This window comes from Nocardioides cremeus (assembly GCF_030518195.1).
Taxonomy (GTDB): Bacteria; Actinomycetota; Actinomycetes; order Propionibacteriales; family Nocardioidaceae; genus Nocardioides; species Nocardioides cremeus.
Map to the genome: position 1 here is coordinate 1 of NZ_JAULSC010000030.1, position 26,592 is coordinate 26,592.

28 protein-coding genes and 1 pseudogene are annotated in these 26,592 nt (G+C 69.8%); 22 read left to right on the forward strand and 7 right to left on the reverse strand.

Going from position 1 to position 26,592, the window contains the following annotated elements:
• Positions 1–188 precede the first annotated feature (188 nt).
• Positions 189–1,139 carry a tyrosine-type recombinase/integrase gene (locus QWJ41_RS19240; protein WP_056680693.1) on the forward strand — a complete coding sequence of 317 codons (951 nt, stop codon included), beginning with the start codon at positions 189–191 and terminating at the stop codon, positions 1,137–1,139.
• Positions 1,136–2,125, forward strand: a complete 990-nt coding sequence (locus QWJ41_RS19245) for a tyrosine-type recombinase/integrase (RefSeq protein WP_056680689.1) — start codon at positions 1,136–1,138, stop codon at positions 2,123–2,125. Before QWJ41_RS19240 ends, QWJ41_RS19245 begins: the two co-directional genes overlap by 4 nt.
• On the opposite strand, the gene QWJ41_RS19250 is transcribed toward QWJ41_RS19245, so the two are convergent.
• The 3 genes from QWJ41_RS19250 to QWJ41_RS19260 form a co-directional block, all read right to left on the reverse strand.
• A complete protein-coding gene (locus QWJ41_RS19250) occupies positions 2,126–2,671 on the reverse strand; it encodes a hypothetical protein (RefSeq protein ID WP_302710098.1) in 546 nt (181 codons plus the stop codon).
• A complete protein-coding gene (locus QWJ41_RS19255; protein ID WP_056680686.1) occupies positions 2,668–2,961 on the reverse strand; it encodes an IS3 family transposase in 294 nt (97 codons plus the stop codon). Before QWJ41_RS19255 ends, QWJ41_RS19250 begins: the two co-directional genes overlap by 4 nt.
• Before the next feature lie 325 nt (positions 2,962–3,286).
• Positions 3,287–3,745 carry a hypothetical protein gene (locus QWJ41_RS19260; protein WP_056680684.1) on the reverse strand — a complete coding sequence of 153 codons (459 nt, stop codon included), beginning with the start codon at positions 3,743–3,745 and terminating at the stop codon, positions 3,287–3,289.
• A gap of 311 nt (positions 3,746–4,056) precedes the next feature.
• Between QWJ41_RS19260 and QWJ41_RS19265 the strand changes: the two genes are divergently transcribed.
• The 4 genes from QWJ41_RS19265 to QWJ41_RS19280 all read left to right on the forward strand — a co-directional run bounded on the left by QWJ41_RS19265 (position 4,057) and on the right by QWJ41_RS19280 (position 7,382).
• Positions 4,057–5,652, forward strand: coding sequence for a ParB/RepB/Spo0J family partition protein (locus QWJ41_RS19265; RefSeq protein ID WP_056680681.1), 1,596 nt, complete (start codon positions 4,057–4,059; stop codon positions 5,650–5,652).
• Between the two features lie 111 nt (positions 5,653–5,763).
• Positions 5,764–6,768 (forward strand): DUF932 domain-containing protein, encoded by a 1,005-nt coding sequence (locus QWJ41_RS19270; protein WP_302710099.1) that lies wholly within the window; start codon positions 5,764–5,766, stop codon positions 6,766–6,768.
• 130 nt (positions 6,769–6,898) lie between these two features.
• The gene (locus tag QWJ41_RS19275) at positions 6,899–7,132 is read left to right on the forward strand and encodes a hypothetical protein (RefSeq protein ID WP_056678559.1); all 234 of its coding nucleotides are present in this window, start codon (positions 6,899–6,901) and stop codon (positions 7,130–7,132) included.
• Positions 7,133–7,193: 61 nt separating this feature from the next.
• Positions 7,194–7,382: a hypothetical protein gene (locus QWJ41_RS19280; RefSeq protein WP_056678562.1), complete on the forward strand. Its 189-nt coding sequence runs from the start codon at positions 7,194–7,196 to the stop codon at positions 7,380–7,382.
• Between the two features lie 11 nt (positions 7,383–7,393).
• Here the strand turns inward: QWJ41_RS19280 and QWJ41_RS19285 are convergent, their stop codons facing one another.
• On the reverse strand, positions 7,394–7,906 hold the full coding sequence (locus tag QWJ41_RS19285; RefSeq protein ID WP_302710103.1) for a hypothetical protein: 513 nt from the start codon (positions 7,904–7,906) through the stop codon (positions 7,394–7,396).
• Positions 7,899–8,294, reverse strand: a complete 396-nt coding sequence (locus QWJ41_RS19290; protein WP_056678568.1) for a hypothetical protein — start codon at positions 8,292–8,294, stop codon at positions 7,899–7,901. The genes QWJ41_RS19285 and QWJ41_RS19290 overlap by 8 nt, the downstream gene beginning before the upstream one ends.
• 304 nt (positions 8,295–8,598) lie before the next feature.
• On the opposite strand from QWJ41_RS19290, the gene mobF reads away from it, so the two are divergent.
• The 6 genes from mobF to QWJ41_RS19320 all read left to right on the forward strand — a co-directional run bounded on the left by mobF (position 8,599) and on the right by QWJ41_RS19320 (position 16,632).
• Complete coding sequence (gene mobF / locus QWJ41_RS19295) at positions 8,599–14,454, forward strand: MobF family relaxase (RefSeq protein ID WP_056679446.1); 5,856 nt, start codon at positions 8,599–8,601, stop codon at positions 14,452–14,454.
• A gap of 213 nt (positions 14,455–14,667) precedes the next feature.
• Entirely contained in the window at positions 14,668–14,880 is a 213-nt protein-coding gene (locus QWJ41_RS19300; protein ID WP_056678569.1) for a hypothetical protein, read from the forward strand.
• Between the two features lie 103 nt (positions 14,881–14,983).
• Positions 14,984–15,136 (forward strand): hypothetical protein, encoded by a 153-nt coding sequence (locus tag QWJ41_RS19305; protein WP_156393527.1) that lies wholly within the window; start codon positions 14,984–14,986, stop codon positions 15,134–15,136.
• A 49-nt stretch (positions 15,137–15,185) separates the two neighbouring features.
• Positions 15,186–15,308, forward strand: coding sequence for a hypothetical protein (locus QWJ41_RS19310; protein ID WP_268788281.1), 123 nt, complete (start codon positions 15,186–15,188; stop codon positions 15,306–15,308).
• Between the two features lie 251 nt (positions 15,309–15,559).
• The gene (locus QWJ41_RS19315) at positions 15,560–16,204 is read left to right on the forward strand and encodes an MvdC/MvdD family ATP grasp protein (RefSeq protein WP_056678571.1); all 645 of its coding nucleotides are present in this window, start codon (positions 15,560–15,562) and stop codon (positions 16,202–16,204) included.
• Entirely contained in the window at positions 16,201–16,632 is a 432-nt protein-coding gene (locus QWJ41_RS19320; protein WP_056678574.1) for a hypothetical protein, read from the forward strand. Before QWJ41_RS19315 ends, QWJ41_RS19320 begins: the two co-directional genes overlap by 4 nt.
• Before the next feature lie 355 nt (positions 16,633–16,987).
• Here QWJ41_RS19320 and QWJ41_RS19325 read toward each other — a convergent pair.
• Positions 16,988–18,390 (reverse strand): annotated as a pseudogene (locus tag QWJ41_RS19325) (IS1380 family transposase).
• Positions 18,391–18,539: 149 nt separating this feature from the next.
• Between QWJ41_RS19325 and QWJ41_RS19330 the strand changes: the two are divergent.
• From QWJ41_RS19330 to QWJ41_RS19365, 8 genes are all read left to right on the forward strand, one after another.
• On the forward strand, positions 18,540–18,884 hold the full coding sequence (locus QWJ41_RS19330) for a hypothetical protein (RefSeq protein WP_056678577.1): 345 nt from the start codon (positions 18,540–18,542) through the stop codon (positions 18,882–18,884).
• A gap of 68 nt (positions 18,885–18,952) precedes the next feature.
• A complete protein-coding gene (locus QWJ41_RS19335; RefSeq protein ID WP_056678579.1) occupies positions 18,953–20,242 on the forward strand; it encodes an ATP-binding protein in 1,290 nt (429 codons plus the stop codon).
• A gap of 407 nt (positions 20,243–20,649) precedes the next feature.
• Positions 20,650–21,057 carry a hypothetical protein gene (locus QWJ41_RS19340; protein WP_056678582.1) on the forward strand — a complete coding sequence of 136 codons (408 nt, stop codon included), beginning with the start codon at positions 20,650–20,652 and terminating at the stop codon, positions 21,055–21,057.
• A gap of 124 nt (positions 21,058–21,181) precedes the next feature.
• Complete coding sequence (locus QWJ41_RS19345) at positions 21,182–21,337, forward strand: hypothetical protein (protein WP_156393528.1); 156 nt, start codon at positions 21,182–21,184, stop codon at positions 21,335–21,337.
• Complete coding sequence (locus QWJ41_RS19350) at positions 21,334–22,050, forward strand: hypothetical protein (RefSeq protein ID WP_056678585.1); 717 nt, start codon at positions 21,334–21,336, stop codon at positions 22,048–22,050. Before QWJ41_RS19345 ends, QWJ41_RS19350 begins: the two co-directional genes overlap by 4 nt.
• 179 nt (positions 22,051–22,229) lie before the next feature.
• A complete protein-coding gene (locus tag QWJ41_RS19355) occupies positions 22,230–22,754 on the forward strand; it encodes a thermonuclease family protein (RefSeq protein WP_056678587.1) in 525 nt (174 codons plus the stop codon).
• A gap of 94 nt (positions 22,755–22,848) precedes the next feature.
• Positions 22,849–23,082 carry a hypothetical protein gene (locus QWJ41_RS19360; protein ID WP_056678591.1) on the forward strand — a complete coding sequence of 78 codons (234 nt, stop codon included), beginning with the start codon at positions 22,849–22,851 and terminating at the stop codon, positions 23,080–23,082.
• Positions 23,083–23,099: 17 nt separating this feature from the next.
• Complete coding sequence (locus tag QWJ41_RS19365) at positions 23,100–23,264, forward strand: hypothetical protein (protein ID WP_156393529.1); 165 nt, start codon at positions 23,100–23,102, stop codon at positions 23,262–23,264.
• On the opposite strand, the gene QWJ41_RS19370 is transcribed toward QWJ41_RS19365, so the two are convergent.
• The gene (locus QWJ41_RS19370; protein ID WP_056678594.1) at positions 23,261–24,172 is read right to left on the reverse strand and encodes a hypothetical protein; all 912 of its coding nucleotides are present in this window, start codon (positions 24,170–24,172) and stop codon (positions 23,261–23,263) included. The two genes, QWJ41_RS19365 and QWJ41_RS19370, sit on opposite strands and share 4 nt — an antisense overlap.
• 213 nt (positions 24,173–24,385) lie before the next feature.
• Between QWJ41_RS19370 and QWJ41_RS19375 the strand changes: the two genes are divergently transcribed.
• Together QWJ41_RS19375 and QWJ41_RS19380 are read left to right on the forward strand one after the other, a co-directional pair.
• The gene (locus QWJ41_RS19375) at positions 24,386–24,739 is read left to right on the forward strand and encodes a hypothetical protein (protein WP_056678597.1); all 354 of its coding nucleotides are present in this window, start codon (positions 24,386–24,388) and stop codon (positions 24,737–24,739) included.
• A complete protein-coding gene (locus QWJ41_RS19380; RefSeq protein ID WP_056678598.1) occupies positions 24,729–25,925 on the forward strand; it encodes a hypothetical protein in 1,197 nt (398 codons plus the stop codon). Before QWJ41_RS19375 ends, QWJ41_RS19380 begins: the two co-directional genes overlap by 11 nt.
• The last annotated feature ends 667 nt before the right edge of the window (positions 25,926–26,592 follow it).

Genomic DNA, 26,592 nt, shown 5'->3' on the forward strand with positions numbered 1-26,592 from the left:
AAGGACCCCGCCACCACCTGACCCCCCCCCGGGAGCCAACCCCGGAACCGATGCATTGACCCGGAGGGTGGGGCCAAATCAAAGCAGCACAGTGGGGCCAAATGGGCTTGTCATTCTCAGATGGCCTACGCGAAAGTCGACCTCGCCTCGCTGCGTGAGCTGGTCGTGCCGTTCGGACAGGTCCCGCGATGACGACACCGACGACGCCGACGACGCTGCGCGAGTGGCTGGATGAGTACCTGGCGATGCGACGGGCCCTGGGGTTCCAGCTCGACGACGTCGAACGGCAGGTCGGCCTGTTCCTCGCCTGGCTCGAGGCACGCGGCCAGACACAGACCTTCACCATCGACGACGCCGTGAGGTGGGCGCGGCTCAACCCCGACGCGCATCCATCATGGTGGGCCACCCGGCTGTCGCTGGTCCGCCGCTTCGCCAACCACCTCAACGCCAGCGGCGTCGACGTCCCGGCGATCCCCAGCGGTTTGCTGCCAGCCAGGAAGCCGCGGGCGGTTCCCTTCATCTATAGCCAAGCCGACATCGACGCCTTGCTCGCCGCCTGCGACACGACGTTCACCGACGAGCGGATCGCCGCGACCGTGCGCACCGTTATCGGGCTGCTCGCTGCGACGGGGCTGCGGATCGGCGAGGCCCTGCGCCTGCGTGTCGACGACATCGACACCGCCCACGACCTGCTGGTAATCCAGGAAGCGAAGTCAGCAGAACGGCTGGTCCCGATCCACCCGACGACCACGGCCGCCCTGCTGCAATACATCGCCCTGCCTGCCCGAACAGCCACCCACCCCGACCCCCACGGTCCGGTCTTCGTGACCTCCAAGGGAACCAGCTACGCCTACGGACCGTTCCAGGCGCGGTTCAAACGGGTTCGCGAGGCCGCCGGGCTCACCCCGCGCGGAAGGGCACGCCCCCGCCTGCACGACCTGAGGCACACCTTCGCCACTGCGCACATGACCACCGCCTACGCCTACCACGGCGACCCCGAACGAGTGCTCACGCTGCTGGCCACCTGGCTGGGGCACTCCGACGCCGCCCACACCTACTGGTATCTGACCGCGACCGGGGAGCTCATGGCCCGCGCCGCCGGCCTGCTCGAGCACGACCCCGAAGGAGACCCCTCATGAACGCCCTGGCCACCAGCCTGCAGACCTACTTCACCACCTTCGCCCACGATCAGCGCGACTTGTCCGCCCACACGATCGCCTCCTACCGCGACACCTGGCGGCTGCTGCTCAAGCACCTGGCCTCCACGTTGGGGGTCCCCGCGGACTCCCTCGACTTCGACGCCATCACCGCCGCCAACGTGTCCGGGTTCCTCGACCAACTTGAGCACGAACGCGGCAACGCCGCCAGGACCCGCAACGCTCGGTTGACCGCGATCCGTTCCGTGCTCGGCCGAGCCCTTCCGGACCATCCCGAACACGCCGCCACCATCACCCAGGTCCTCGCCATCCCACCCAAGCGCACCATCAGACCCGTCATCGAGTTCCTCACCACCACCGAGGTCGACGCACTCCTCGCCGCGCCCGACCCCAACACCTGGACCGGTCGACGCGACCACGCCCTGCTGGCCCTCACCGTCCAGACCGGGCTTCGAATCAGCGAGATCCGTTCGCTGACCCGTGCCGACATCCACCTCGGCACAGGCCCCCACGTCGCCTGCACCGGCAAGGGACGACGCCAACGCATCACCCCGTTGACCCGAGCCACCCTGGGCATCATGCAGGCCTACCTCGCCGAACGAGCCACACGTCTCGGCACGGCCCTGTTCTGCGGTCCCCAAGGATGGCCACTGTCGCGTGACGCCCTCGAGCACCGCCTCGCCAAGCACCTCGCCACCGCCACGACCACCTGCCCCAACCTCGCGACCAAGCACGTCACGATGCACACCCTGAGGCACACCGCAGCGATGAATCTCCTCGCCGCCGGAGTCGACGTCTCGGTCATCGCGCTCTGGCTCGGACACGCCGACACCCACAGCACCGACGCCTACCTGCACGCCGACATGGCCATCAAGCAGGCCGCCATCGACCGAACGAGACCACCCGACATCAAGCCCGGGACCTACAAGCCCGAACCCGACATCCTGGCCTGGCTCACCGCGCTGTGACTATGCCGACCTCTCAACACCGAAGGCCAAGCTGTCAAACGCCATCACCGACAACATCGGCATAGTTCGAACGTCGGCATAGGACTTCAAATGCCGACGTCGGCATTTGAAGTCGGCCAGCCAGAGTTCGTTCGCGTTGTCGGCCTTGAACTCGTGCCGCGTCACGCCGTGCTTGTCGACGACGGCGCACAGGTCGTCGTGGACCGGCGGCCCTGGCTTCTTGCCGTTGCTGCCGCGCTTCTTGCCGTGCGAGGACCACCAACCCAACTCGGAGCAGATCCTCCAGGCCGTCCGCTCGGCCATCGACTCGCCAGCCTCCTTCGCTTCGTCGACCAGGAATCGGTAGCCGAACTCAGGGTCGTCACGATGCGCGTCGAACAGGGCGTTGGCGCGGTAGGCGGCGGCCAGTTCGGTGTCGGTGACCGGGCACTTCAGCCAGCGGTAGTAGGGCTGGCGTGCGATGTTGAGGACCCGGCACGTCACCGCGACGGTCACCCGCAGCGGGGCGTCCTTTGCGGCCAGCTCGCGGACGAGCGGGTACATCATTTTCCCGGCAGGTTGGCCTGCGAAAGGTACGCAGCAGCGCGACGCAGGACCTCGTTCTCTTGTTCGAGCAGCTTGATCCGCTTGTTCGCTTCACGCAGCGCATCGGACTCAGTCGTCGGGCTCATACGACCTGATGATCGTGATGAGTTCCGTTCGTCGATCGTGAGCCATCGCTTCAGGCACGACGGCGAGATGCCGAAGTCCTTCGCGACCTGGGCAACTGAGGAGTCCGAGTCCTTGTAGACCCGGATCACGTCCTCGCGGAACTCCTTGGGGAACGCCTTTGGCATGGGGAACATCCTTCCAGCGCCGACACATCGACGCAGATTCAGATGTCACCTATCTGTGCAGCAGTCCCTGTCGACATGCGCTCTTCCTAGGTTCAGGCAGGACGCGTGCCGTCCCGCAGTCTCCTAGGTCGACCAGGGGCCCGGGGAGCGATCAGTGCCGGCGCAACGTGGCTCGAGGCCCCCCCGGGCAGCAGAAGGCCCCGATCCGGCTCTCGGGTACCGGATCGGGGCGAGCCAGACAGTAGCCGCGGCCGCCGACACAACGGGCCGCTTTCGACAAGATTGGCCTGGCCGACCGGCCGAGCTCGAGCGGACCGGGGCGAGGTCAGCTGAAGTGTGCCGGCCGGCGCCGCGGCGGTCGGTTGCTGAGCTTCTGCGGAGGCGGAGGCAGTTCGCGGCCCAGGCGCCGGCGTGCTTCGTCGGCGGCCACGATGACCGCCTCCATGGCAAACGCCGAGCGACCGATGGCGCGCCCGAGCTCCTGGCGGTCGGTGACGATCGCGTCCTCGACCGCCTCGATCGTCGAGGCAGGCAGGTCGTGCTTCTTGCTGAAGCTCTTCCTGGTACTCACCTGCGCGCGATGACGTTCGGCGGCCGCGGCAATGTCGGCCCGCTGCTGTGACGCGCGGCGGGCGTGCAGCTCGAGCGCCTGGGCGAGCCAGCCGACGAAGGCACCGGGTGAGTCCGGGTCGGTGTCCAGGTCCGCGATGTACGCCGATCGGGCGAGGTCCCACACGCCGGGCTTCCAGTAGATCCCGACCGGGATCGTGGTCTGGCTCGTCACCTGGTCACTCCCTGGTCTCGTCCGCCGGCGGCCGGCTGCGGCCGCTAACACCAACGCCGCTGCATTCCCGGCCGGGGCACTGCGCAGCTGTTCTCACCGTCCCGCGTTTCCTTCCGTTTCCAGCTCCGAGGGGCGCAGCCGCGCCTCGACGCGACGCCAGCCGAGGCCGCGCCTACGCGGGCGGGTTATCCCCACCATCGGAGACGCGCCCACCTTTCCACAGGTCCGGCCCGAGGGCGGGTAGACGTCGGCTCCCACTGGCAGGCTTAGCCCTGTCAGTTCTTTCTATTCTACTCACGGAGGACAGCCGCATGACCGACACCATCCAGACCCCCATCGACACCCTCGCTCGCGAGGCCACCGAGGAGTTCCTGCACCTGGACCCCGCCGACATCATCATCGGCAGCAACGTCCGCACCGACCTGCGCGCCGACCACAAGGAGTTCCGCAAGTCGATCAAGGAGCGCGGCGTGCTGGAGGCCGTGACCGTCTACCGCAACGAGGACGGGCAGTACGTCCTGCTGCGCGGCCAGCGCCGCACCGTCACCGCCGCCGAGGTCGGCACCCCAACCGGATTCATCCCGGCCCGCGTCGTCCCCCTGCCCGACGAGGCCGACCGGATCGGGGACCAGATGGTGGAGAACATCCACCGCGCCGGGATGCGCGAGACCGAGATCGTTGCGGGCGTCGAGCAGTTGGCCCTGATCGGTGTGAGCGCCGCGCAGATCGCCAAGCGGACCTCCATCGACCGCCCGACCGTGAACGCCGCCCTGGCGGTCACCAAGGCCGACCAGACCCGCAACCGGCTGGAATCCGGCGACCTGACTCTCCAAGAGGCCGCGATCTTCGCCGAGTTCGAGCACGACCCCGATGCCGCCGAGCGCCTGGAGCGTGCACGGACCACGCGCTGGGGCGACTCGGTCGAGCATGTCGCCCAGAAGCTGCGCGACGAAGCCGCCGAGCGCGAGGCGTACGCCGCCGAGGTCGTGCGGCTGCGGGCCGAGGGCCTGCCAGTGCTCTCCGCGCAGGAGGCCGACGAGACGGACGGGTCGCTGGTGCTGGAAGACATGCGCACCCCTGAGGGCGAGCCGGTGCCGGTCGAGGAGTGGCCGAACCTCTCTGGCGTCGCGGTGATCGTCACCGAGGACTGGGAGTACCCCGAGCCGGAGGCCACCGAGGGCGAGGAGGACGCCGACGCCGACGCCGAGGACGAGTACGCCGAGCCGGTGAAGGTCTACCGGCTGTTGTGGGTGGTCACCGACATCGAGGCCAGCGGACTCGTCCACCGGAGCCGTGTCGGTCGCACCGACGACGACCAGGGCGACGACGCCGAGGCTCACGACCCGGGGACCGACGCCGCCGCCGAGGCCGAGGCCGAGGCCCGCCGCCAGGAGCGCCGCCGCGTCATCGCGAACAACAAGGCCTGGGCCAGCGCCGAGACCGTGCGCCGGGACTGGCTGAGTACGTTCGTGGCCCGCAAGACCGCGCCGAAGGGTGCCGAGGCCCTGATCTGCGAGGCCGTCGTCACCGGCCACCACACGCTGAGCAAGGCCATGGAGCACCGGCACCCGAGGCTGTTCGGCCTGCTCGGCATCGACGTGCCCAGCGGCTACTACGGCGCAGGCTACGAGGAGTGCCAAAAGATCGCGACCCGGGCCACCAGCCCCAAGGGCGCGATCATGACCACACTCGCCGCCGTCGTCGCGGCGTGGGAGGACTCCATCGGCAAACACACGTGGCGCAACCCGAGCCAGTGGGACGCCCGCATGCTCGCCGCGCTCATCGAGTGGGGCTACCAGCCCAGCGACGTCGAGCGGCTGCTGATCGGCGAGGAGCCGAGCGACCAAAGCGCCACCGACGACGAGGCCGAGGCCGTCGAGAACGACGCGAGCACCGACGCGGCCTGACCACCCTCTCCCCTTGAGGGCGGTTCTTCCTGTGGAGAACCGCCCTCAGTGGAATAGAAAGAATAGAATGAACGCAGTTCGTTTGATTTCCGACACAGGAGGACCACCGACATGGCACACGAGATCGAGACCCACGGCACCCAGGCAGCGGCCGTCTTCGCCCGCAAGGACGCCTGGCACCGGCTCGGCACCACCGTCCGCGACCGCGCGTTCACCGCCGAGGAGGCCATGAGGCTCGGGCACCTGGGCGGCTGGGACGTCCGCAAGTTGCCTCTCACCACCGCCGAGGTCAGCGACGGCGGCGTCACCCCCATCGAGGTCCCCGGCTTCGCCACGGTGCGCACCAACCCGTTCACCGGAGCACCCGAGGCGCTCGGCGTCGTCGGCGGCGGCTACACGCCGCTGCAGAACGAGGACCACGCCGATTTCCTGAACCTGCTGGCCGACGAGTCCGGCGCGATCTTCGACACCGCCGGGTCGCTGCGCGGCGGGCGGCAGGTGTTCATCACCATGCAGCTGCCGGACTCACTGACGGTCGGCGGCACCGACCGCGTCGACCTGAACATCGCCGCGCTCAACAGCCACGACGGCACCAGCGCGTTCCGCATCCTCGTCACCCCGGTCCGCGTCGTCTGCGCGAACACCCAGAGCGCGGCCCTGAGCAACTGCGAGTCGTCGTTCTCGATCCGCCACACCCGCAACGCCAAGGCCGCCGTCCAGGCCGCCCGCGACGCGCTCGGGCTGACCTTCACCTACGTCGACGCGTTCCAGGTCGAGGCCGAGCGGCTGATCCAGCAGACCATGACCGACGCCACGTTCGACGCACTGATCGACGCCACGTTCGGCAAGGCCGAGGGCAACGCCACCAACCGGGTCCGCGAGACCGAGCGCCGCCGCCGCTCCCGGCTGCACTGGCTGTTCGCCGACGCCGACACCCAGGCCGGCATCCGTGACACCGCGTGGGCCGGCTACCAGGCCTTCGCGGAGTACGTCGACCACTACGCCCCCGTCCGAGCTAAGGGCGACGAGGCCACCGCCCGCGCCACGCGAGTGCTCACCAGCGACGACCCCGACCGGATCAAGCGAGGCGCCTGGACCGCGCTCGCCCCGGCCTGACCATCCGCGCCAGTTCTTCCGGTGGCGGGCTGAGACCCCGAGTCCGGCCCGCCACCGGCCCAACCGAAGGAGGAGCCATGACCAAGCAGACGCCGAACACCGCCACGACCTTCCCCGTCGAGGTGATCCGATGAGCGCACACATCGAGTGGCTGGCCGCCGCTGAGACCAGCGTCCAGGTCCTCACCCCGGGCGAAGACTGGGTGGGTGCTGGGGAGCACCGCCGCCCGGTCCTGACTCTCGCCCAGGACGACGTGATCGCGATTGAGGGCACGCCCGCCGAGTTGCGTGCGCTCGCCGCGCAGATCACCGCCGTTGCCACCGCCGCGTCTGCACGGCTCGACCTCGCCGCTGAGGCCGGGTGATCCCTTGGCCACCATCCGGCAGGCGCGCCGCCCGCAGTGCTGTGTCCGTTGCGGGCGTCCCTTGCGCCGGATCAACTTCCTCTCCGGCTTCGTCGGCCCCGACTGCCCGCCGTTGGTTCGGATGGGGTGCGAGCACTATGCCTGTCTGGACTCGCTGTGCTGGTCGACCAGCGACGGCCGCCATCTGCTGGCCACCGACTGCGCCCAGCACGCACCGGCCGGTGCCGGAGCCCAGGCGGCGCTGTGGTGACGCCGCGTCGCTCACCACAGCGTCAGTTGCTCGCCCAGTAGCTCTTGGAGTCGCGCGAGGTCGTCGGCCACTAGCTGCGGGTCCTCACGCGCGAGGTCGCGAAGTTCCCGAGCCCGCCGACGCGGGCCGCGCGGGTCGGCCAGTGGGCTGTAGGGCAGCCGCCGCTGGACCGACCACTCGCGCCGATTCTGCGCCGCGCTCGACGCCACCACGTGATCCGGTGCGACCCGCTGGCACAGCGGGTTGTGACACCGGTGCCCGAGCAGCCGCGCCTGGGCGAGCGCGTCCACACCGTTCATCACCGCGAACGCGAACCGGTGCGCGATGATCACCCGTCCCGGCGCAAACCAGAACAGACCATGTCCGCCGCCGTCCGTGCGGTCACGCTCGGACCGGCCCGCAACCGCCCCGGTCCACCACAGGCACTCGCTCCCCGGCACCGTGGCGACCTTGGCCCGGTAGCGCGCGAGCACCCTCGGGTCCGCGATCGCCGCAGTCACTGCCGCGAGGCCGGCGTCATCCAACCGCCGTACCGGCACCCGCTCCCCCACTCGCGGCGGGCGCAGCCGTCGCGGCCGGCGCCCTAGCGCCGTCCTCGTCGCCCTTCTCGGCGTCCTGGTCGTTCTCGGCCAGCCGCCGCAGCCGCGTCGCCTCTCGCACGCCGATCTGGTCGCCGCACCACTCGACGGCCTCGCGCAGTGTCACGCCCTCGACCATCGTCATCTCGCGCAGCGCGGCCCCAGCCCGCTTCTCTGCCTCGGCCACCGCAGCGTCCCGCTCTCCGACCGCAGTCATCACCTGCACCGCCAGGTCTTCCAGCCGCTTGGCGCGCTCGAAGAGCGCAGCCCTCCGTTTCGACGTGACACTCCGCGCGTCACGTCGCGCCTTCTGGCGCATCGTCTGCTGACTCATCCGGTCATCCCTCGCTCGTGTCGACATGGACTCTGACAGTCACCTAGGACACAACCCGGACCCCGAGCGATCACCACCGCCGAAGAACCTTTCCAACACCCTCACCAGCCTCACCCGACCAGCACCCTCACACCGACACCGCTGAGCCCCTCCCGAGCGCCCCAGCGTCCCCCCTCGAACTCAGTCGCACCCCAACCTCCACACACCTAGTGCATTCCCGGTTCGCCGAATAGAAAGAACAGACGAAACTTCGCTGCGAAATTGATCGTTCCGAGGCCCCGATCGGACGTAGGTGCCCGTGACGATGAGCCTCCACAAGCTGACGGCCGGGTCGGGGTACGACTACCTGACCCGCCAGGTCGCAGCGATGGACGCCACCGACAAGGGTCACGTCGGGCTCGCGAGCTACTACACCGAGAAGGGCGAGACTCCCGGCGTGTGGGTCGGGTCCGGCATGGCGGGCATCGAGGGCCTGAACGCCGGCGACATCGTGACCGCCGACCACATGTCGGCACTGTTCGGCGCCGGCCACCACCCCCTCGCAGACCAGCGGATCAAGGAGCTGGATCTGCGGGTCGGTCGCGCCGACGTCGCGAGCCCGACCGAGGCCGACTACAAGGCGGCCGCTCGTCTCGGTACCCCGTACAAGGTCTTCGAGAACGACGTCAGCGCCTTCCGGGTCGAGGTCGCCAAGCGCCTCGCGGCCGTCAACGAGGCCGCCGGGCTGCCGGGCGACTGGCCGGTCCCCGCGCAGGAGCGGGCACGGATTCGCACCGAGGTCGGGCGTGACTTCTTCCGGGCCGAGCACGGCCGCGAGCCTGCCGACGCGCGCGAGCTCGCCGCCACGATCGCCAAGCACTCCCGGCCCAAGACCAACGCCGTGGCCGGATACGACCTCACCTTCTCGCCGGTGAAGAGCGTCTCCACGCTGTGGGCACTGGCCGACCCCAAGACCGCCGCGGTCATCGAGCGCGCCCACCAGGCGGCGATCAAGGACGCGCTGCACTTCATCGAGACCAAGGCGCTGTTCACCCGCCAGGGCACCAACGGGATCCGCCAGGTCAACGTCCGCGGCCTGCTGGCCACGGCGTTCACCCACCGCGACTCCCGCGCCGGCGACCCGGATCTGCACACCCACGTCGCGGTCGCGAACAAGGTCCAGACCCTCGACGGGAAGTGGCTGGCGATCGACGGCCGGCTGCTCTACAAGGCCAAGGTCTCTGCCTCGGAGACCTACAACACTGCGCTCGAGCGGCACCTGGGCGACGCGCTGGGGGTGCGGTTCGCGGAGCGCCCGAATCCCGCCGCCCGGAAGCGGCCGGTGCGCGAGATCGTCGGCGTCGACCCCGACCTCAACCACCGCTTCTCCAAGCGCCGCGTCAGCGTCGAGGCCCGCCGCAAGGTGCTGGCCGCCGAGTTCCAGGCATCCCACGGCCGCCCGCCGACACCGATCGAGACGCTGCAGCTGGCCCAGCGGGCCACGCTGGAGACCCGCGAGGCCAAGCACGAGCCGAGCTCGCTGGCCGAGCAGCGGGAGGCCTGGAACCGCGAGGCGGTCGAGGTCCTCGGCTCACCGCGAGACCTCCAGCAGATGCTCCACGGCGCACTCAACCCGACCGCCGCCGCGACCGCCCCGGTCGCCGACGCGGCGTGGTTCGCCAAGATCAGCGATCGGATTGTGACGACGATGGAAGGCGGCCGCGCCACCTGGCAGTACTGGCACGTCTACGCCGAGGCCCAGCGCCAGGTGCGGGCCGCCAACGTGCCCACCGACCAGGTCAGCACCGTCGTCGGCCTGCTGGTCAGCGAGGTCCTTGACGGCTGCTCGATCAGCATCACTCGCCCCTTCGACGAGATCTCCGAGCCGCCCGAGTTGCGCAAGCTGGACGGGTCCTCGGTCTACACCGTCGGCGGCGTCCACCTGTTCACCTCGAGCAAGGTCCTGGCCGCCGAAGAGCGCCTGGTGGAGGCCGCCGGTCGCCGCGACGGCTACGCGGTCGACGAGCAGAACGTCGCACTGGCTCTCCTGGAGTCCGAAGCCAACGGGGTCACCCTAAACGCCGGCCAGGCCACCTTGGTCAAGGAGATGGCCACCTCCGGCGCCCGGCTGCAGCTGGCCATCGCGCCCGCCGGCTCGGGCAAGACCACCGCGATGCGGGCGCTCGCCCAGGCCTGGACCGACGGCGGCGGCAGCGTGATCGGCCTCGCCCCCTCAGCCGCGGCCGCGGACGCCCTACGCCAGTCCATGGGCTCCCAGACCGACACCCAGACCGACACCCTCGCCAAACTCACCCACTCCTTGATCACCGGCGATGCGCCCGACTGGGTCGCCGGCATTGGCCCGCAGACGCTCGTGGTGATCGACGAGGCCGGCATGGCCGACACGCTCTCCCTGGACATCGCCGTGCAACACGTCCTCGAGCGCGGCGGCAGCGTCCGCCTGATCGGCGACGACCAGCAGCTCGCCGCGATCGGCGCCGGCGGCGTGCTGCGCGACATCCGCGCCACCCACGGCGCGCTGCAGCTGACCGAGCTCGTGCGGTTCACCGACCCGGCCGAAGGCGCCGCCTCGCTGGCGCTGCGCGAGGGCAAGGGCGAGGCCCTGGGCTTCTACCTCGACCGCGACCGGGTGCACGTGGGAGACCTGGCCACGATGACCGAGGACGTGTTCGCGGCCTGGCAGGCCGACCGTGCAGCAGGGCTGGACGCGATCATGCTCGCCCCGACCCGCGAGCTGGTCAGCGAGCTCAACCAGCAGGCCCGCGCCCACCGACTCGCGGGGGCCGACCCCGCGAGGCCCGGCCTGGCCCGGCGCCTGGCCGACGGCAACGAGGCCAGCATTGGCGAGTTGATCATCACCCGCACCAACGACCGCAAGCTGCGCACCTCGGCCACCGACTGGGTCAAGAACGGCGATCGGTGGACCGTCGTCGGCCTCCACGAGGGCGGCGACCTGACCGTGCAGCACACCCAGCACGGCCGTACCGTCCGCCTCCCCCAGGAGTACGTCGGGGCCTCCACCGAGCTCGGCTACGCCTGCACCGTGCACACCGCCCAGGGCGTCACCGCCGACACCATGCACGGGCTGGCCACCGGCACCGAGTCGCGCCAGCAGCTCTACACGATGCTCACCCGGGGCAAGAGCGGCAACCACGTCTATCTCGAGGTCGTCGGGGACGGCGACCCGCATTCGGTGATCCACCCGACCCTGGTCCGCCCGCTGACCCCGACCGACATCCTCGAGTCGATGCTGGCCCGCGACGACGCCCAGCGGTCCGCGACCAGCCTCATGCGCGAGCAGGCCGACCCCGCTACCCGGCTCGGTGAGGCAGCCCAGCGCTACCTCGACAGCCTCTACGTCGCGGCCGAGAACGTCGTCGGTCCCGATGTCGTCGAGGCCCTGGACAGCATCGTCGACCAGCTGCTTCCCGGCCTGGCCGATGAGGCTGCCTGGCCCACGCTGCGCGCCCATCTGCTGCTGCTTGGCGCCGCGGGTGAGAGCCCCGTGGAGGCGATGCGCGCGGCCGCGAGCGACCGAGAACTGGTCTCGGCCGAGGACCGCGCCGCGGTGCTCGACTGGCGGCTGGACGCCTCCGGCATGCGCAACGCCGGCACCGGCCCACTGCCCTGGATGCCCGGCATACCGGAGAGACTGGCCGACGACCCGCACTGGGGTGCCTACCTCGACCAGCGCGCGCACCTGGTCGACCAGCTCGCCAACGAGGTCCGCCGCCGGGCCGCGGCACAGACGTCGCTGCCGACCTGGGCGCAGAACGGGATCCGACCCGACACCGACACGGTGGCCGACGTCGAGGTCTGGCGAGCGGCCATGCAGGTCCCCGTCGACGACCGTCGCGCGACCGGCGCGCCGCAGCTACAGAAAGCCTCCTCCACCTACCAGCGACGGCTCAACCGGCGTATCACCGGCGACCACACCCCAGCGCTCACGGAATGGCGCCAACTGCTTTACTCGCTGGCCCCGCAGGTCCGCGGCGACGAGTTCACCCCGCTCCTTGCCGAACGGCTCGCGGCCATGTCACGCACCGGCGTTGAGGCCCACCAGCTGCTCCGCACCGCCACGTCGGCTGACACTGGGGCCGGACCTCTTCCTGATGAGCACGCCGCGGCGGCGCTGTGGTGGCGCATGGCACGCCACCTCTCGCCCGCCGTGGCCGTCCAGGTCGGGGACGGCTCTCACGGCGAGGGGGTCACCACCAGCTGGGCAGCACACTTGCCCGAACTGCTCGGCGAGGAGCGGGCCGCCCGCATCCAGGCGAGCGCCTGGTGGCCCGCGCTGGTCTCCAACGTCGACCACGGACTGCAGCGCGGCTGGCAGCTCGAAGCCCTGCTCTCGTCCGGGTCCGCCCTGCCCTCCGACGACGTCGACGAGTGCCAGGCGCTGGTGTGGCGAACCTCCATCGCGCTCGAACCGATCCCCGACGAGCACGAGCACGACTACCACTTCGACGAGCCGCCGGTGGACATGTGGGACGGCGTCGAGCCCGACCCGGCCACGTTGGTCGACCACCCCGACGACATCGAATGGCCGCTCCCGCACGACCTCGAGGCCGATGACAACCACCTGGTCGACCAGCCCGAGCCGGACGAGGCGATCGACCAGGTCGACGTCGCCCCGTCGGCGGCCGACAACGTCGACGAGCAGCAGTTCGTCGAGGGCGACCTGACGCTGGCCGCGTACATCCGCGACCTCGGCGGCACCCCGCTCGAGCCGACCGACGCCGACATCCGCCTCATGTACCAGCGGGCCGATGAGTGGTACTCCTTCCCCGTCACGCGCGAACGCATGATCGAGATCAACGAGATCACGCAGGCCTTCTTTGAGTCCGGGTTCACCGACTCATGGGGTCGCGACCACCTCACCGGCCGGTTCGGGATCGACATCGCCGGGCACGAGCACTTCCGTCCCGGACAGGCGCCGGCCGGGTGGACCAACCTGGTCGACCACCTGCGCCAGCGTGGCGTCAGTGAGGCCGAGATGTTGGCCACCGGGGTCGCCACCACCGCCAGCACCGGCCGACTGATCGACCGGTTCCGGGACCGAGTGATGTTCCCGGTAGTCCACAACGGTGAGGTGCTCGGGTTCGTCGGCCGACGCCGACCAGACCTCACCGACGCCGACAAGGGCGGCCCGAAGTACCTGAACACCGCCGACACCCCGCTGTTCCACAAGGGCGCTCAGCTGTACGGCGTCGTCGACGAACTCCTCGCCGAGGGCGCCGTCCCGGTCATCGTCGAGGGCCCCATGGACGCGATCTCGGTCACGCTGGCCAGCGCCGGCCGCTACCTCGGCGTGGCCCCGCTCGGCACGTCACTGACCGACGAGCAGGCCTCCCAGCTCGGCGGAATCGGCCGCGACCCGATCGTGGCCACCGACGCCGACCTCGCCGGCCAGGTCGCGGCCGAGCGCGACTTCTGGATGCTCACCCCGCACGGTCTCGACCCCGGCTACGCCCGCTTCCCCGAGGGCCTGGACCCGGCCGACTTGCTCGCCCACCGCGGCCCCGCGGCACTCACCGCGGCGCTGGCCAGCGGCCAGACGCTGGGTGACCAGCTGCTCTCCGAGCGGCTCGACGACCTTGCGCCCGAGCAGGCCCGCGTGGCCGCGATGCGGGTCCTTGCCGCCCGGCCCAGCCGCGCCTGGGCGCCGGGCACCGACCAAGTGCGCGCCCGACTGCAGCTCTCCCAACTGCGGTCGCGGCGGGACCTGCGCGACGCCATCAAGGCGTGGGACGCCGATCCCCGTAAGGCCGCCCAGGCCGAGCTGAACAGCAGCAACGAGATCCGCGCCCGCCTCGAGGCCGCGGCCGCGAAGTCGCCGGCGGAACGCTGGGCCCCGCTGGCCCGCGAGGTCGACCCGCGACTGGTGGAGCAGGGCGACTGGCCCGCCACCGCGGCGATGCTGCAACAGGCCCACGAGCAAGGCCACGACATCGGCGCCGCTACCCGCGCCCTGGTCGCAGCAGCACCCCTGGGCGACACCCCCGCCCGCGAACTGCGCTACCGGCTGGTTCGGCAGGTTGGACTCGGCGAACACGACGCCGAATCCACCGACCGTGACGCCCCGAGGCTCCGGCGCGACGCGGGTACTGGACAAGAGCACGGCTCTTCGAACCCAGTACACCGCAGCCCCCGCCGGTAGGCACGACGGCACGGCCCAGACACTCTGTAAGTAGGAGTCCGTGACACGACACGGCTCCGAGTTCCCGAACAGGGACACCGCCTGACCCGAGATCGACCCCGCGGACGACCGCTCACACTTCAGGAATCACCAAGGGCGTTCCGGTCGGAGGTTCGGCCGCCCGCGGAGTGCAGAGCCAATCTGAATGTCGGAGGCTTCTGCCATCGTGAACCCATGAACGCATTCGAAGCTGCCGACTACGCGGAGCTTCTCCCGCGCCGTTGGAAGCGGCGGCTGGGGACCGCCGTCCTCGCGGTCGCGCTTCTGTTCCCCACCGCGTTCCAGAACTGGTATCTCGTACAGGTCCAGGACTACACCCAGAAGCTCACCAAGCAGCTCGAGCACATCTGGTTACCCGAGGCTGCCGTCGACAAGGCTCCCAGCTGACCAGGGTCCGGGCGACCGGAAGCGTGTGCTGCCGAACCAGACCGCGGTGGTCGTCCAGACTCGAACCAACAGACCGACCGACCACGACAGGAGGAACCGACTAATGAACGAATCCACCCTGTACGACGCTGCGGTGCCGAGCAACGGCGGTGATCCCGACACTCGCCCAGACCCCGGGACCCGCTTGACAGCGTCCGTGGAGACCGTCGACAACGACCGTGCCGGGCTGATGCTCGACGCCGGAGTGGTGCGTTGAAGTGCCGGCCAAGCGTCCTTCAAGCCAATCGCTGTACTCCAGCAACTGCGTGCCCACCCAGGTTGACGCGTCAGATCCAAAACCGTTCCCCGGGACGATCGAGACCGCCCAGATCGAGACCGTCGACAACGACCGCGCCGGGCTGATGCTCGACGCCGGAGTGGTGCGCTGAACGCGGCCGTCATCGTCGGCGACCGAGCAGATGCTCATGTCGCCGCGGTCCTGGGCGAGCTCGGTGAAGACCCGGTCATCATGGACGCGGCAACATTCCTCCGCTCACCGGTCACCATCAGCAGCGACTCGGTGGAAGTCGCTGGTGTCAACGTCGCACCGGGACCAGGCTGGTTGCGTCGCCTTGCTCCCGCTGGATGGGCCGAGGCGATGAGCGCTCCGGGAGCCGAAGGGGCATCACGCGCTGGCGCGATGTCTGCGCTCGCCGCCCTCGCGCGCGACGAACGCTTCTCGTGGCTCACACCTCTGGACCGGCTCGGCGGAGCGGAGAACAAGCCGTACCAGTACCGGCGCGCAGCAGCAGCCGGAGTGCCGGTGCCGTCGTGGATCGTGACGACAGACCCTGATGCGATCCCCCGTGACGGGAACTGGGTAACCAAGCCGCTCGGCCCGGGGTCATTCATCGACGGCGACGGCAACGGATGGATCGTCCCCACCACGGTTGCCGACCTGTCCGAACCCGAGATCATCACCCGGGTGCCGTTCATCCTTCAGCGCCAGGTGAACGCCACAGTTCACGCTCGCATCGTCACGGTGGGCCAACAGGCATGGTCGGCGACTCTGCTCGCTGACGAGTTGCCGCTGGATTGGAGGCTCTCTCCCGCCGGACACCATGGCTTCACGACCACACCGGTCCCCGAGAACGTCCGCGAACTCGCCCTGGTCGCCAGCCGGGCGGTCGGTGTTGGCTACTCGGCCCAGGACTGGATCCAGGACGAGGACGGCGACTGGTGGTTCATCGATCTGAACCCGGCAGGTCAGTGGTTGTTCCTCCCCGAGGCGGTTGCGACCCCAGTCACAGTTGCCATCGCCCGGCACATCGAAGGACGCCCGTGACCAGCCGCAGAGAGCGGGCCAGGACGGCGGTCCGGGCAGCATTCGAAGAGGCGAAGCTGTTCTTCGGGTACGCCTTCATCGTCTTTGTTCCTGGATCGAACCCTCCCCGTCACCCGCACGCGAGCCCCGATGCGCCGAAGCTCCCACCCGCGAACTGGACCGACGAGGAGTGTCAGCTCTACATCGACGAGGCACGCCTCGACGTCCAGCACCAGCAAACGGAGAAGCGCGACATTAGAGCCCGCGCTCAGGTGATGCTGACGACCGCCATCGTCGTTGCCGGCGCCATCGTTGCCTCCTACGTCGGCAAGGCCGGGCTCTGTGTCGTCGAGAGCCTGCTGTACATCGCAGCCGGGCTCTTCACGCCGGTGTCGGCGGTGGTCGTCCTCGGCGCCGGCTTCCTCGCAGCAGCGCACATCACCGCCTGAACTCGCCGACCCACGCCAAGCCTGCTCATCGGGCCGCGGGGAGGTCTCGCGGCGTTCCGCCGCCCGCCGAACATCCCGTTTCCGCGGCCGACTTCAGAAGGCCCACGACCTCAGCAGGCTTCAGTGGCAGGAGCCGCATCGGCTTGACTGTGCGTTGTGTGTATCCGCCATGAGCCCCCTCGCTAAGCCTCGATCCACCGTCGGAACCGTCAGCCTCACCGCGCTACCCCACTATGAGTCCGGCGAACTCAGGCGCACAGTCGCCAATGGGTGGACTTTGCGGAGATGATGCCGCCGGCTGCCAGGCCGGAGGACGGTCACCAGGGTGGCGACGGTTTCGGCGCCGTCGTTGCGGTCAGTTGGCCGCGATCGGTGGCGGGTCTTGGCCGTGAGCGAAGAGCCGTCGCCAGGCGTCCTGCCAGGGCCACCCGACCGGGAGGTGCATGGTGATCCGTCGTGCCGAGGAGGCGATCCGGGCCGGGACGGCGATGAGTTTGCGGCGGATCGTCGCGGTGGTGGCCTTGGCCAGGGCTGGGCCGGTGATGGTCGCGGCGGCTCGGGTGAGGTTGAACGCCATGACCGCCAGCACCAGCCAGGCTGCGTTGGCGTTGAACACCCCGGACGGCATGTGCGCCAGCGCAGAGTTCTTCAGGTCGGAGTGGACCTGTTCGATGATCGCGTGGCCGCGGTGGGTCTTGTCAGCGGCCACGGTGTCTGCCACGGCCGGGTCGGTGGTGGTGAAGAACGCGTGGAAGCGCCAGGTGTCGAACAAAGTGGCCTGACCGTTCTTGGCGCTGGGTTTGAGGTCGGGGATCCGGCGGACCACGAGCCGTCCGGTGACCTGCTCCGCCTTCTTCTTGGAAGTGAACGCGGTGAACGGAATCTCGGCGACCTCGGCGCGAGAGACCCAGGTGCTGGTGGGTTCGTCGAAGATGGCGTCGGTGTACTCGATGGCGGTCCACGCATCGTCATCGATGGTGGCGATTGCGGCTTTGACCTTGGGATCCATCCGGACGGTGACCGAGACATCGGCGCCAGCTCGTAGCGCAGCACCGACCGTGGCGTAGCCGTAGAACGCGGAGTCGGCACGCACCAACGGCGTCGCCGGGGACAACGAGCCGATCGTCTTCAACGCGTCCGCGACCAGCCGGGCCGCGCCCCGCGGTGAACCACACGATCCCTTCCGGAGCCGTTGGGCCACGATCACCGGCGCCGACGCGCTGGTCGACACGGTCGCGAGCAGCGCGTTGAGTCCGCGGACCCCGGAGTAGCCGTAGCTCGAACCCTGCTTGGCGTAGCCGTGGACCTCGATGATGGTGTCGTCGATGTCGACCATCACACCCTCTCGCCGGAGTCACTTGAGGTAGCGACCAGCGGTGCCTGGGCAGCCAGCTGGGTCAGGAACCTCGAGGCGACCGCGTCGAGCTGACGGACGTGACCGAAGCTGAACGAGCGCAGGAACGAACCTAGGGTCGAGGGCGCGTAGGCGCCTGCGAACACCCGTCCCATCCCACCGTGGCGCAGCAGAGCCATGTCATCGATGCTGTCCGCGCCGGCGACCATTCCCGCGACGAGCGAGGTGACCTTCAGTCCGGCGTTCGCGCCCTTGTCGGTCGGGACGATCAGATGCGTCTGGGCCAGTTCTTGGAGCCCCGCGGACTGGGCCAGTGTGAGGACCGGGACCAGCCCGGCCGACGACACGAGATTCGGATCATCGAACACCGCCGAGGTCGCGCGGGGCGTGTGGCAAAGTTGCATCTACGAGATGCCCTTCGTGATGGCGTGAATTGGACCCTAGAGAAGTCAAATTCTTCCAGCACGTAAGGGCATTCTCACTTCACGGCACGCTCACCCGACCGACCTCATCGGTGGATCGAGGCTTAGGTGACCAGGAAGCGAGGTGGACCATGAGCACAGCCCAAACTGAGAACACGGGTCCCGGATTCGTCATTTTCACCGCGCTCGGCAACGCCGCGCTCGACCAACTGGCCGCCTCCCTGGCGGCCGAGTGCGACGGCTCCCCGACGAGCATCGCCGACCTCCTTGAGCGTGTTCTGGAGGCCGACGTCGAGGACCTGGCCGAATCTCTCAGCGAGGCCGCCCATCCGCCGGTGCGACATAGCCGTCCCAGTCGCGACGTCGAAGAGGTCGGTCCCGCGGCCGAGAGTCCGGACGGCGCGGCCCGCCGTCGTCTCACGGTCCGTGCACTGCTCGCCGGCGGCGCGGCCGACGCGCGCGGCATCACCCGTTGAGCAGCGCGCCGCGGGCATACAGGTCGTTACACATGGCTGACGTGTAACAAGATGTATGGGAGATCCTGATGTTGCCGAACCCCTACTCTCCGGGCGAGCTGCCTCGGGTGCTGGCCGGCCGGGAGGAGCAGCAGAACCGCATTCGCGGCTACCTGAGCCGGATCGGAACCTACGGCGAGATGGGTGGTCCGCTCCTGGTCTTTCAGGGCCCGCGTGGTGTTGGGAAGACCTCGCTCCTGCGCGAGGCACAGCGCGACGCTGAGGGGCATGGATTCATCACCGCCTGGGTCTCCTGTCGACGCAGCGCCCCGTTCTTGCCGGACCTGGTAAGCCGGATCGGGAAAGCGATCGAGACTGCCGACATCCTGCCCCGCGCCGAGAAGGGACGGTGGGGTCTCCGCCTGGAGCGAATCGGCGTGGAGATCGGCGTGCCCAGCGTCGTGAAGGTGAGCGCCTCGGCGTCGGCGGACCGCTATGAAGGCGACCCGCCGCGAGGCGCCCGGATCTCAGCCCTCGAGGACCTCCTGCACGAGACGAGTAGGCAGGTGCGCGGCCGCGGCGGCGCGGGCCTGGTCGTCTTCGTCGACGAGCTGCACGCCGCTGCGCGCGACGACCTCGCGGTCCTTCTCAACGCGATGCAGAACCTGGCCGGGAAACGGGAGGACAACCCCTTCGCCGTGATCGGCGCCGGGCTGCCCTCGGCGCCCGCGGCCCTGGTCAAGGCGGCCACGTTCGGGGAGCGCAGCACCTTCCTCACCCTCCCACGACTTCAACCCGCGGCCGCGGAGACGGCGGTGGCCGAGCCCGCGGACGACCTGGGAGTTCACTGGACCTCCCAGGCCCTGCAAGCGGTCGTGTCGGAGGCCCAGGGCTTCCCTTACCTGCTGCAGGTTCTCGCACACGCCACCTGGGAGGCGGCGCGCCCATCACGTGAGGGCGTTGTGCTCGACATCGACGACGTGAACGCCGGGCTTCCGGTCGCCGACGACCAGCTGACCACCATGTACTCCGCACGTTGGGCGGCCGCGAGCGATCTGGAGAAGAAGATCATGGCCGTCATGGCGGGCGCCGGCAGCACGACGGTGACGCGCGCGGAGATCGCCGCGACGCTCGAGCGACCCACCCAGGCGCTGGGTGTTCCCCGTGAACGCCTGATCGACAAGGGCATCATCGAGCCGGTCGGGCACGGCGAGCTCCGATTCACCATGCCCGGCTTCGACCGCTACATCCGGGAGACGCTGGCCACCGGAGCGCCCTCGGACGCCACGGACCCGGCGCTGGGCCGGCTCGGTGCCGGCCGCCGGCGGCGCGAACTCCCGCCCGCCTCCGACGGCGGTCACGACACGCCGCAGCTGTAGAGCTCACGGCAGCTTGGCAACGTAGAACCGCCTCGAGCTCGGCGATGCCATTCGCCGATTGGCGTTGGTCGCGCCACCTCGGCGAGGTCGTCGAGCAGCTCGTCGACGGTGGCGTCCTTAGTGCTTATAGTGCCGGCGCGCAGTAGGCGTTCCACTCCCCACCGCTGCGGCGCGCCGGGGGTAGGCCTCCACGTCGGCCGGGGCGTTGAACCACGCGGCAGTGGCATTGACGCCCTTCGTGCGATCAGAGCCCCCTGGTCGTCCATGGCCGCTCAGTCTCCCGCCCCCGGCCCTGTTGGGAGCCCCTGACCGGTTATCCACAGCCGCGCCGTCGGCCGAGCGAACACCGGCCGCGATCAGCGACACTTCGACAACCAGAGACCACATCATGACCGAAGGAGCAGCAGGTGGACGACGGTGGCGGACTCGAGGCAACAGCGCACGCGAAGGCGGCTCGCGAACACGTCTTCGGCTTCAACCGGATCACGATGTGGGAGCGGGACCGGATCCCGGCCGAGACGTCTGACCAGCTCGCTGAGTTCGCCGACATCGCGGCCGCGTTCCCACAGGCATTCTCGCAGCTGTCCAGCACGCTCGAGCAGGCCCTGGCCAACCAGGTGCTCAGCATGGACTCGATGCCCGACGAGTCCGATCCGTCCATGGCGATCGGCGTCGCGCGACTCCATCTGGAGGAGGCGCGCGGCCTCGCGGTCGACCTCCACAAGCACCTCAGCGCCGCCCACAACGCCACCGCCCACATCATCAGCCAGGGCGTCGACGACGGCCAGGAGTCGATGAACTGGGACCAGCCCTAGGAACACCCACCGGGCTTCGGTGAGCCGGCGCCGGATCCAGATTTCTTCGGCTCGGTGATCGTCCCGGCGGGCCGGGCTTCCTTTGGTGACTGAGACATGTACCCGGTCCACCAAGGAGCTGCCCGTGAGCACGCCCACCGATACCCCCGATCGTGACCCTGTTCAGGAGGTCCGCGATCACCTCGAGCAGGCCCTGGCCTCGCTCGACCGGCTGTGTGAGCTCGTGCCTCCGCCCAGCAGCTCTCCGGCGCCCGAGAGCGGAGGAGGCGAATCGGCATGACGTCCACCGACACCACGCTGCGCGCCGCCGACGCCGTCTTCGTCGCCGAGCGGGCCGTGGGCCGCGCCCGACGGGTGGTTGAGGACATCCAGACCACGATCACCTCCGCACTCCGCGTGCTCGACGACGCCGAGCTCGACTCAGCCAAGGCGAGACTCACCGACCGCGGTGACTTCTACCTCGGGGCGGCCAGCGAGCACCTGGGTCGGCTCCAGACCCGCTGCAACGAGATGCCGGAGCTGACCCGCGAGCTGTTCGGGCACCTCAACCGCGCTTCGGAGTCGCTCGCCGAGGCCCGCGGCTTCCTCGACCTGGCCGAACCCTCCAATCCCGTCGTCGCGGGCGACGTCGCGCAGCTGAAGCCACGCATCGCGGTCGTCGGCGAGATGGTCGCGCTTGCCAAGCCGGTGGCGCAGCTCGCCGCCCAGCACGTCGACAGCGCGCGCCGAGCCAGCCAGGACGTCACTCCGCCGGCGCTGCTCGAACCGGTCACCCTGGACCGCAGCATCCGCACTGCCGGCAAGGAGCTCGGCCGCGCTGATGAGGACGTTCGCCTCCTCGGGGACGTCGTCGACCACGCTGCGACCAGCGCCCGGCAGTCGGCCGGCATCGCCGCCGAGATCTCCGACAACGCCCGCCGCCGGATGTCCGAGCACGGCCGGGACCCGGATGCCAGCGCCGCCGCCCCGGCCACCGGGTCCCCGGCTCGGTAGGGCGGGATGAGGACGCCATAGACCTCGACCATGGCGGCCGGCACCTTGCCCGGCCGGCGCCGTTATGAGCGGGCTCGACGTCGACGAGCAGATCCCGGCCAACATCCCGCTCCCCCGGCCTCCGCGAACAGCAGCGGGCGGTTCCGGCGCCGGCGAGCGGCCCAGCTGCGGGTGGCCAGGTGAAGGCCCTCGGCGGCATCGCCACCGCGGCGATCGCCGTCCTCGCCGCCGGCGGGATCAAGGCTGCCTTGCCCGGCGCCCCCGCCGACCCCGCTGGCAGCGAGGCGACCGCGACCCGAGTCCGGGTCGTGGTGGTCCTCGACGGCGACACGCTTCGCGTCGAGGACCTCGACGGAGGCGATCTCGGCCGAGTCCGCCTGCTCGGCATCGACGCCCCCGAAGTCGCCCATCCCCCGACGCCGGCCGAGTGCTACTCCACCGAAGCCACCGAGCAGCTCGAGCAGCTGGCACCGGTTGGCAGCACCGTCTTCCTCACCACCGACATCGGCCAGCCCGACCGAGACCGCTACGGCCGGATGCTGCGCTATGTCGACCACGCCGGCACCGACGCAGCCCGCGAGCTCCTGGCCGCCGGCGCAGCACGGGTCTACGACACCGACCAGCAGCTCGCTCGCGAGACCGACTTCGCCGCGGCCGCACAGGACGCCCACGGCGCCGAGACCGGCCTGTGGGGCAACTGCTGAGCACCATGTGATCGCCCCCACGCCTGGGCCGGACTTAGGAGACCAGGAGGACCGGCGCAGCCGGTGCCGGTCCGCGGATCCACTGGGAGTAACCATGAGCGACTACACCGCTCGCGAGGAAGTAGCACTTGAGGAAGAGGCCCGCCAGCGCGCCGATGAGATCCGGGCCACCGAGGAAGCCGCCGCGCAGGCCGCGGCCGCCGATACCGGCCCCTCCCCCGACGCCGAGATCGCGCAGGTCCAACGATCGGGCCGGCAGCACGACCACACCGACACCGCCGCTTACCAGCGCCCCCAGCTCGGCCGCCGCCGCGGCCCTCGCCGATAGGCCAGGAGGTGTCAGCGATGGCTGCCCCGATCACCCCGGCCGCCCCCAGTCAGTCGACCGTGCGATGGGTCGACTGCTCGCACAAGCTCGGCCCGCTGCCGTGCATGAACCACAAGCCGCACGTCGGGGACGGCCGCGGCTGCGTCCACCACTCGACGTCCGGCTTCCAGGACGACGACTAGGTGCGTGGACTGCCCACGAGCGGCTCAGCCGGGGACCAGGTGCAGCCGCGGCCGCTGAGGCGGCTCCGCGGCCGCTTCGAGGCGCTGCCAGCCGCTCGAGCGTCATCGGATTGCCCGTAGCGGCGCAGCAGTCCCGCCAGCACCCCGCCCAGCCCGAGCTCGACCACCAGCTGGTCCGCAGCAACCTCCGCCCGGGCCTCGATCACGCGGCCGGCCGTCGGCACCAGGTAGGTCAGCGCGATGACCGCCCCACCCAGCAGCCCCGGCCAGGTCCGGCCCTCAGTGACCGACTGCACCACGCAGATCACGCCCACGACGCCGCGCAGCGTCCAGGCCACCCGCATGAACGGCAGCCAGGCAAACGCCCGACCCACACAGCGGAAGGTGGCCACCACCATCCGCCAAGGCGTCGTGGCCGCCAGCACCGCAGCCTCCAGCCGCGGGCGGATTGCACGACGCCGACCGACAGCATGCGCCAGTACCGCCACCGCCTCCGCGCCGGTCACGCCGCCGCGGTAGGTCCCCTCCACCAGGCCCGGCGTGATGACCACCGCCCTGTGCCCGATCGCCAACGCCACCGGCGTCTGCGGCCGCTGCACACGACGCACGTACAGGGAACCGACGTCGACGCCACGGCCAGCCGGCTCGGCCAGGAACGGCGCCATCACCCGGAACTCGGCCTCCGTCGCCGGCCGCGACTGGGTCAGCAACCCGATCGCCACCACCTCGAGCTGGCCCAGCGCCAACGCGCCCAGCACGGCCGCCGAGGCCAGGAACAGCACCAGGCCCAGCGCCGGCGGCAGCAGCGCGAACACCACCACGGCGAGCACGAAGCTCACCAGCAGCGCAGGCCCGAGGGTCACGACCCTCAGCACCGTCATCGGGACCTTCATCTCGACCACCTCCATCAGTCAACACTAGTGCGAATCTCTCGACTTTGCCGCGGGGTGATCGTCCGACGACCTCCGCGCGACCTAGGCGAACGAGACCAGTTTGTGCCCAGCCGCCGACACAACGGAGTTATCCACAGCCCCAATCCACGCCAGAGCAGGGACCGGCCCCGCCATGGGTTCATGAACCAGACCCGATCCCGGACGACTCCGACCGAAAGGAACCACCCCGTGCACACCCTCACCGCCGATGACACCTGGGACCGCCTCGGCTCCATCGCCCAGCTGCTCCACCAGGCCGCCACCCGCGCCTGGGAAGGGGCGGAACCAGACTCACCGCTGCAGTCCCTCGGTCTCGGCGTCTACCTGGCACAAGCACGGGCCAGCTCGCTCCTCCCCGAGGACTACCGGCTGCCCGACGTCGACCAGGAGGACCTCGAAGGGCAGAGCGCGCTGCAGCTGCTCACGGCCGCGGAGGAACTCACCCGGCCGCTCCCAGCCCACCGCCCCGACCTGGTCAACAGCTCCCAGCTCGTGGTCGACCTGTGCGACCTGATCCGGGAGGCACGCGACCTTGGATGCTGACCACCGGAGCGGCTTCGCCGACGTCGACGACGCGCTCTTCGACACCACGCAGATCCCGCTCACATCTCGGGACATCCGCACCGTCGGCGAGCTGCTGCACGACGTCGACCACACGGCGCGCCACCTCCTGATGGACGTCGCCGGCGACGACGCCGGCCGACTCCTCCACGGCTGGCCCGACCTCGTCGCGGCCGCGGCGACGCTGTGGAGCAGCCTGCCCGGGCAGCAGTTCGGGGCAGGCGCGCACACCCGCGACGAACCCATCACTCGCCTGGTCTCGGTCGGGGACGCGATCGGCAGGAGCCTGCGTAGCACCAGCTGGCCACCGGTGAGCCAGCCCGATCGGCGCATGACCCAGATGACCAGGACCCTCGGTCACGCCAGCGACCTGGTGCACCGCTTCGGCGCCGACCTCCCGGTCCAGCGCACCGAGAGCTACCGCGACCTCGAGGCCGCTCGCGCCCGGATCATGCACGCCCTGTACGTCAGCGCCCACGCCGTCGGTGTCTCCCTGCACCAGCACGGCCACAACCGGTACCAGGACGCCCTCGGCACTAACCGGCCCATCGAGCTCAACCGGCGTCACTCCCCCTACGCCGTACCGCCGACCACCGAGTGGATCCGCCGCATGGCCGTCTCCGAGGCGGCCGCGGGCAGGTACCTCGACGGACGGTTCACCCAGGCGCTCCGGGGCGAAGCCAACCGACCGATCGAGGACGACACCCGGATCTCCCGGGCCCTCGCCGGGTGGGACATCCAGGCCCACCGCACCCTCGCCTCCGACGCATGGCCGACCAACATGGTCCTCATCACCCGCACCCAGGGCCTCATCGCCGGCGCCGCCATGGTGCTCGTCGACGCCGCACAGCTCGCCGGCCACCTCGAGCCCACTGACCGGCTCTCACCGGCGATCGCCGAGGCCGGCCGTGCGTGGAGCAACCTCGCCAGCCGCTGGGGCGACCTCACTGCCCCAGATGCTCGTCTTGACCCCGACCTGATGCACAAGGCCGCCGAAGTTCGTGCCGCCTACCGCGAGCTGACCCACGCCTCCACCACCATGGCCAGCCTCGATGTCATTGCCGCCAGGCCCGGCCTTCTGCCCGGCATCGACGCGACCCTCCACACACTCGAGTCAAGCTCGGAGTGGCGTATGTCGTCGCGGAGAAGGCCGAGGCACCCAACCTGACCGGACCAGCTCGAGCGCTGTCCATCCGAGCGCACAACGACATCGAGGCCGGCCTCGTCGCCGCCGATCCAGTTGGCGACGTCGTATGGATCTCGCCGGTAGACATTCTTGCCCGCAAGATCGTTAGCGCACCTCGCCCTTTCGTCGAGGCTCTTCGTCGAGCCAGCGCGAGAACGGTTGAATCGAGCAACAGGGCGAGCGCGGCGTCACTCAACCACGAGCTCGAGGTGCACGCGGGCAGCCGGGCAAATGCCCCTCGCAGCTGTTCCAATGCCGAGCTACACAGTAAATATCTAGCGGAAGCACCTCATACAGGCGGTCACGCTCCTTCACGCTGAGTCGCCCAACTACACCCAGCGCCACAGGCACCCGCGGCATGGCTCGGGGTGAGTCGATGTTCCGCGGAAGGTGATCGTACGGACGCCACGTCCTTCCTTAGGTGACCAGACACCGTCTGAGAATGACAAGCCCATTTGGCCCCACTGTGCTGCTTTGATTTGGCCCCACCCTCCGGGTCAATGCATCGGTTCCGGGGTTGGCTCCCGGGGGGGGGGGTCAGGTGGTGGCGGGGTCCTTTCTGGCTCGGGTGGTGGAGTTGAGTCGGTAGGAGGCGCTGCCGGTCTGGATGATGTGGGCATTGAAGGTGAGACGGTCCACCACGGCGGCG

Bases quoted from the DNA above. Each gene is read 5' to 3' on its own strand.
- mobF (WP_056679446.1), top strand. From the start codon at position 8,599: ATGAGCCTCCACAAGCTGACGGCCGGGTCGGGGTACGACTACCTGACC.
- QWJ41_RS19245 (WP_056680689.1), top strand. From the start codon at position 1,136: ATGAACGCCCTGGCCACCAGCCTGCAGACCTACTTCACCACCTTCGCC.
- QWJ41_RS19365 (WP_156393529.1), top strand. From the start codon at position 23,100: ATGGCTGCCCCGATCACCCCGGCCGCCCCCAGTCAGTCGACCGTGCGA.
- QWJ41_RS19270 (WP_302710099.1), top strand. From the start codon at position 5,764: ATGGCACACGAGATCGAGACCCACGGCACCCAGGCAGCGGCCGTCTTC.
- QWJ41_RS19360 (WP_056678591.1), top strand. From the start codon at position 22,849: ATGAGCGACTACACCGCTCGCGAGGAAGTAGCACTTGAGGAAGAGGCC.
- QWJ41_RS19350 (WP_056678585.1), top strand. From the start codon at position 21,334: ATGACGTCCACCGACACCACGCTGCGCGCCGCCGACGCCGTCTTCGTC.
- QWJ41_RS19240 (WP_056680693.1), top strand. From the start codon at position 189: ATGACGACACCGACGACGCCGACGACGCTGCGCGAGTGGCTGGATGAG.
- QWJ41_RS19370 (WP_056678594.1), bottom strand. From the start codon at position 24,172: ATGGAGGTGGTCGAGATGAAGGTCCCGATGACGGTGCTGAGGGTCGTG.
- QWJ41_RS19330 (WP_056678577.1), top strand. From the start codon at position 18,540: ATGAGCACAGCCCAAACTGAGAACACGGGTCCCGGATTCGTCATTTTC.
- QWJ41_RS19305 (WP_156393527.1), top strand. From the start codon at position 14,984: ATGAACGAATCCACCCTGTACGACGCTGCGGTGCCGAGCAACGGCGGT.
- QWJ41_RS19290 (WP_056678568.1), bottom strand. From the start codon at position 8,294: ATGAGTCAGCAGACGATGCGCCAGAAGGCGCGACGTGACGCGCGGAGT.
- QWJ41_RS19315 (WP_056678571.1), top strand. From the start codon at position 15,560: ATGTCTGCGCTCGCCGCCCTCGCGCGCGACGAACGCTTCTCGTGGCTC.
- QWJ41_RS19250 (WP_302710098.1), bottom strand. From the start codon at position 2,671: ATGATGTACCCGCTCGTCCGCGAGCTGGCCGCAAAGGACGCCCCGCTG.
- QWJ41_RS19275 (WP_056678559.1), top strand. From the start codon at position 6,899: ATGAGCGCACACATCGAGTGGCTGGCCGCCGCTGAGACCAGCGTCCAG.
- QWJ41_RS19255 (WP_056680686.1), bottom strand. From the start codon at position 2,961: ATGCCAAAGGCGTTCCCCAAGGAGTTCCGCGAGGACGTGATCCGGGTC.
- QWJ41_RS19335 (WP_056678579.1), top strand. From the start codon at position 18,953: ATGTTGCCGAACCCCTACTCTCCGGGCGAGCTGCCTCGGGTGCTGGCC.
- QWJ41_RS19300 (WP_056678569.1), top strand. From the start codon at position 14,668: ATGAACGCATTCGAAGCTGCCGACTACGCGGAGCTTCTCCCGCGCCGT.
- QWJ41_RS19265 (WP_056680681.1), top strand. From the start codon at position 4,057: ATGACCGACACCATCCAGACCCCCATCGACACCCTCGCTCGCGAGGCC.